This window comes from Bacillus sp. C30, assembly GCF_040838255.1.
GTDB lineage: Bacteria > Bacillota > Bacilli > Bacillales > Bacillaceae_G > Bacillus_A > Bacillus_A mycoides.
In genome coordinates this window covers 1-4,514 of the sequence record NZ_JBFPJH010000272.1, presented here as the reverse complement: position 1 = coordinate 4,514, position 4,514 = coordinate 1, and the positions used below count along the sequence as shown (strand labels likewise).

The 4,514-nt window shown below is 34.8% G+C and carries 6 protein-coding genes; 4 read left to right on the top strand and 2 right to left on the bottom strand.

Annotation, left to right across the window (positions count from 1 at the left end; translation table 11 throughout):
• Window positions 1–250 precede the first annotated feature (250 nt).
• The 3 genes from brnQ4 to AB3X49_RS18240 all read left to right on the top strand — a co-directional run bounded on the left by brnQ4 (window position 251) and on the right by AB3X49_RS18240 (window position 2,531).
• Complete coding sequence (gene brnQ4 / locus AB3X49_RS18250) at window positions 251–1,588, top strand: branched-chain amino acid transport system II carrier protein BrnQ4 (RefSeq protein WP_483298787.1); 1,338 nt, start codon at window positions 251–253, stop codon at window positions 1,586–1,588.
• A 66-nt stretch (window positions 1,589–1,654) separates the two neighbouring features.
• Complete coding sequence (csaA, locus tag AB3X49_RS18245; protein ID WP_001263027.1) at window positions 1,655–1,984, top strand: chaperone CsaA; 330 nt, start codon at window positions 1,655–1,657, stop codon at window positions 1,982–1,984.
• On the top strand, window positions 1,965–2,531 hold the full coding sequence (locus tag AB3X49_RS18240; protein ID WP_002135863.1) for a DUF1572 domain-containing protein: 567 nt from the start codon (window positions 1,965–1,967) through the stop codon (window positions 2,529–2,531). Before csaA ends, AB3X49_RS18240 begins: the two co-directional genes overlap by 20 nt.
• Here the strand turns inward: AB3X49_RS18240 and AB3X49_RS18235 are convergent.
• On the bottom strand, window positions 2,504–2,809 hold the full coding sequence (locus AB3X49_RS18235) for a permease (protein WP_078178819.1): 306 nt from the start codon (window positions 2,807–2,809) through the stop codon (window positions 2,504–2,506). The genes AB3X49_RS18240 and AB3X49_RS18235 overlap by 28 nt on opposite strands.
• A 4-nt stretch (window positions 2,810–2,813) precedes the next feature.
• Window positions 2,814–3,119, bottom strand: coding sequence for a hypothetical protein (locus AB3X49_RS18230; RefSeq protein WP_002127010.1), 306 nt, complete (start codon window positions 3,117–3,119; stop codon window positions 2,814–2,816).
• An 89-nt stretch (window positions 3,120–3,208) separates the two neighbouring features.
• Here AB3X49_RS18230 and spoIIP point away from each other — a divergent pair, with 89 nt between their 5' ends.
• A complete protein-coding gene (gene spoIIP, locus AB3X49_RS18225) occupies window positions 3,209–4,363 on the top strand; it encodes a stage II sporulation protein SpoIIP (protein ID WP_367963841.1) in 1,155 nt (384 codons plus the stop codon).
• Window positions 4,364–4,514: the final 151 nt, after the last annotated feature.

The following is a 4,514-nucleotide window of genomic DNA, read 5'->3' as shown; positions in this document are numbered from 1 at the left end:
ATATGTGTGATAAAAACAAAGAGGTCTGACAACTAAACTCCACGTTATAACACTCTAATGACTTGAATATTCTAAAAAATCAAAAATCAAAAATCAATAATTAGAGTAAGAATAAGGGGAATGGAGAAATTATGGAGAAAGACATTGCTTTGTAAGGGGCATATTTTATCATCTTGAGCAGAGAGGAGGATGCATAGCATATTGTGAAAAGAGATATAAACAATGAAAAAGTGCTATGCAAATGAAAAGCATGAAGGGACGTTTAAGGCCAGGTGATACGGTAGCGATTGGTTTAATGTTATTTGCACTATTTTTAGGGGCAGGAAATTTAATTTTCCCGCCAGTTTTAGGTCAACAAGCAGGAGAAAATGTTTGGATTGCTACAACTGGATTCCTTGTAACGGGAGTCGGATTACCCCTATTAGCTGTAACAGCTGTCGCGTTTGTAGAGGGGGACTTGAAAGCGCTATCTTCTAGAGTTCACCCTATATTTGCGTTTATTTTCCCATTGATTAGTTATTTAGCGATTGGACCATTTTTCGCGATTCCGCGTACTGGAGCTGTTTCATTTGAAATGGGTATGAAGCCATTTCTATCAGAGACAATGGTTTCTGAGTGGTACATGCTATTTCTTTTCACTATAGTTTTCTTCGGAATAACGTGGTATTTATCATTAAATCCATCTAAATTAGTGGATTGGTTCGGGAAATTTCTTACACCATTGTTAGTATTGATTGTTGCTGTTATTGTCGGAAAAGCAATTATTGATCCAATTGGAGAACCGGCTGCACCTTTAGCTGCTTATAAAGAGAATGCTTTCTTTGGTGGATTTATTCAAGGATATTTAACGATGGATGCGATTAGTGCACTTGTGTTTGGGATTGTTGTTGTACAAGTTATTCGCTCAAAAGGGATAAAAGAGAGCGGACAAATCGCAAAAATAACAGTTGTATCAGGGATTATTGCTGTATTAGGCTTAACGTTAATATATTTATCACTTGCATATCTCGGATCTACAAGTACATCACTTGGTGTGTCGGAGAACGGTGGTCTTATTTTAACGAATGTTGTAAATGAGTTATATGGAACAAGTAGCAAAATTTTATTAGGACTTGTAATTATACTCGCTTGTTTAACAACTTCTGTTGGATTAACATCTGCGTGTGCTGGCTTCTTTACAAACTTATTCCCAAAACTTTCGCATAAAACGATTGTAACTATGGTATGTGTATTTAGTTTAATTGTATCTAACCTAGGGTTAACACAATTAATCACAGTAACATTACCAGTGTTAATGATCATTTATCCAGTTGCAATTGTATTAATCGTTCTTTCATATTTCCATAAATGGATAGGGAAGCGTAATACAATATATATTGGAGCTATTTTAGGTGCGTTGTTAATTAGTTTCTTTAACGGTTTAGAAAGTGCGAACATTAAAATTGATGCGATTTCTAATGTGCTACAAATGTTACCATTATATAAAGAAGGAATAGGATGGCTAATCCCATCATGTATTGGCGGGATTCTCGGTTTCTTCTTCTATAAATCAAATGAATTAAGTGAATTACAAAAGAAAGGTGCTTAGGCGCCTTTCTTTTTTTAAAGGGGATTTTTGTATTTTGTCTAAGTAATAATTGGGAGGAATGATAAAATGGCTAATTTTGAAGATTTTTTAACTTTTGATGTAAGAATTGGAACAGTAACACAGGCAGAGGAATTTAAAGAAGCGAGAGTGCCAGCGATTAAACTAGAAATTGATTTTGGGGAGCTTGGGGTCAAGCAGTCAAGTGCTCAAATTACGAAGAGATATAATCCAGAAGACTTAATCGGTCAGCAAATTGTTGCTGTTGTAAATTTTCCGCCAAAGCGTGTAGCTGGATTTAAATCGGAAGTGCTTGTATTAGGTGGAGTTCCTGAAGCTGGTGATGTTGTGTTGCTTCAGCCTAATATGGAACTGCCAAATGGAACAAAAATTAGTTAGTGTGAAGGTAGGGGGTAATATGGATATCGGACGAGAATATTTACAATGTGCCATTTCTAATTTCAAAACAACAAAGCAACAAGGAGAACGGGTACTTTCTCAATTATCATACGAACAAATACAATGGTCTTCTCATGAAGAAACAAATAGCATAGCGATTATAATGAAACATTTGCATGGTAATATGCGTTCAAGATGGACGGAATTTTTAACGTCTGATGGCGAAAAAATAGATCGTAACCGAGATGGTGAATTTGAAGGTGGCTACAATTCAAAACAAGAAGCGCTTGCTGCGTGGCAAGAAGGGTGGGAGTATGTTTTTAAAACGATGGATACTTTAACAGCAGAGCAGATTTTGCAGAAAGTATACATTCGTGGAGAAGAACACACTGTCATGCAAGCGATCGAAAGGCAAATTTCTCATTATGCTTTACATATTGGACAAATCATTTACATTGGTAAAATGTTAAAAGAAAATGAATGGGAGTGTTTAAGCATTCCTAGAGGTCAATCTACTAGTTATTTACAGAAAAAACGTTCAACGTAATAATATGAAAGAAACCGATATAAAATAGGAAGCAAAAAAATAAGCCAATTGATAGAGGGCTCCGTGAACATTAGAATGCTGCCAGCAATAAGCCCATATGTAATAAGAAAGAAACCAAAGAGTGTATTTATAGGAATAAAACGTGAGACAAATAATTGCTGATTTTTGAAACAAGTGTTATGAAACAAATAAAAGCGGAAATGCCATGTAGAGGTAATAAGATCTTTCCTTCTCGTTATTCTTTTTTTACATTTATGACAGATGAATGGTGGCTGCATTTCGTTACACTCCATTTTTGGAATTCATTAGTTTCGTAATAATTTGAGACAAAATTAAGTACAAAGTGTATATCCCTATATACGCTCCTGCAAGTAGAAAAAGTGGATTTAGTAAAATTCCATGAATGCTTGTCATGAAAACTAAATTTTGTATTAAAACATCATATATATTAATAGAAATAATTGTCCCGAGTACATACAGTGCTAAGTATGCGGAAATATGTAGCACAATACGAATTTTAGGATGTAAAGCAAACAAATAAAAAATAAATGATAAGACGATTGGTAATGTTCCTATTAGTAGCTTCAATTCATTTCACCTCATTAACAATATAGCCGGAATTTAAGCGGTCTATTCTCTAGAGCTTGTACATAACTTGAAATAGAGAGGGTGATAGTATGAATCGAGGCTTTTTTTACGTGAAATTAACAAGTGTACGCAAGTTAATTATATTTATTATTACTACGGTATTAGCGACTTTCTTTCTTATTAGTGTAATGGTAACTTCCATGAAAGAGACAAAGTCAACGTATTTATATAATTGGTTAAATGAGTTATCAATGAATGGTTACATGTACGTTATTGGGAAAGAGAATCATTATTTTACACAGGAGTACCGGAATTTGAATCAAGACTTTTCTATTTCTTCATTCCTCTTTTCGATGGCTACGAATATTCGTTTTGATGATGTACGTAGTTTTGTCGGGAAAGAACTTCCGGGATTTGGGAAATATGATACAGAAATCGTTATAGCAGGTGAAGGAACAAATTATTCCAACTTACCGATAGAATCGAGTGTTCCTCTTGAAGAAGTAGTGAAGGAACGGACTGGAGAAGCTGGACAAGTTCCTAAGCCTGATCTGAATAAAGAGAAGAAACAACCAGCTCAAACGACTGGAAAAAGACAAGTTGCATTGATTTATCATTCACATAGCTGGGAATCTTATTTGCCGTTACTTAACTTAACGAATGATCCAAATCCAAATAAAGCAACGAGTTCTGTAACGAATATTTCAATAGTTGGCGATCGATTGCGAGAACAGTTAGAAAGTGAAGGGATCGGTGCTACTAACGATAAAACTGATGTTGGTCAAAAATTAATAAGTAAAGGATTAAATAGTAATAGTTCTTATAAACTGTCACGAGAAATTGTACAAGAAGCGATGGCTGGTAATAAAGAACTCCAATATTTTTTCGATTTGCACCGTGATAGTGCACGGAAAAATGTCACGACAAAAACAATTGGAGATAAATCATATGCAAAGCTTGCTTTTGTAATTGGGAAAGGTAACAAAAACTATGAAAAAAACTTACAATTAGCAACTGCGTTACATGAGACGATTAGTAAGAAATATCCGGGAATGAGCCGTGGTGTAATTCAAAAAGGATTCCAAACAGGAAATGGAGTCTACAATCAAGACCTATCAGGACAAGCGATATTAATTGAAGTTGGCGGGGTAGATAATACAGAGGAAGAATTAAATCGATCAATTGATGCACTTGCTAAGGCATTTGGTGAATATTTTTGGCAAGCAGAAAAAGTGAATGGATAAAGTGAAATTTGAATTAGTGGTAGGCATTGCCGATGGTTATCAGCCTACATCAATTGGGGGAAAACGTAAGTGTACAGCTTACGTTTTTTGTTTGTCATGAAATGAGGATGAAAAGATGTCACATTATAGACATAATTTGTAATTGCTATAG

Coding starts and splice junctions, on each gene's coding strand:
- AB3X49_RS18235 (WP_078178819.1), bottom strand. CDS start 2,809: ATGCAGCCACCATTCATCTGTCATAAATGTAAAAAAAGAATAACGAGA.
- AB3X49_RS18240 (WP_002135863.1), top strand. CDS start 1,965: ATGGAACAAAAATTAGTTAGTGTGAAGGTAGGGGGTAATATGGATATC.
- spoIIP (WP_367963841.1), top strand. CDS start 3,209: ATGAATCGAGGCTTTTTTTACGTGAAATTAACAAGTGTACGCAAGTTA.
- brnQ4 (WP_483298787.1), top strand. CDS start 251: ATGAAGGGACGTTTAAGGCCAGGTGATACGGTAGCGATTGGTTTAATG.
- csaA (WP_001263027.1), top strand. CDS start 1,655: ATGGCTAATTTTGAAGATTTTTTAACTTTTGATGTAAGAATTGGAACA.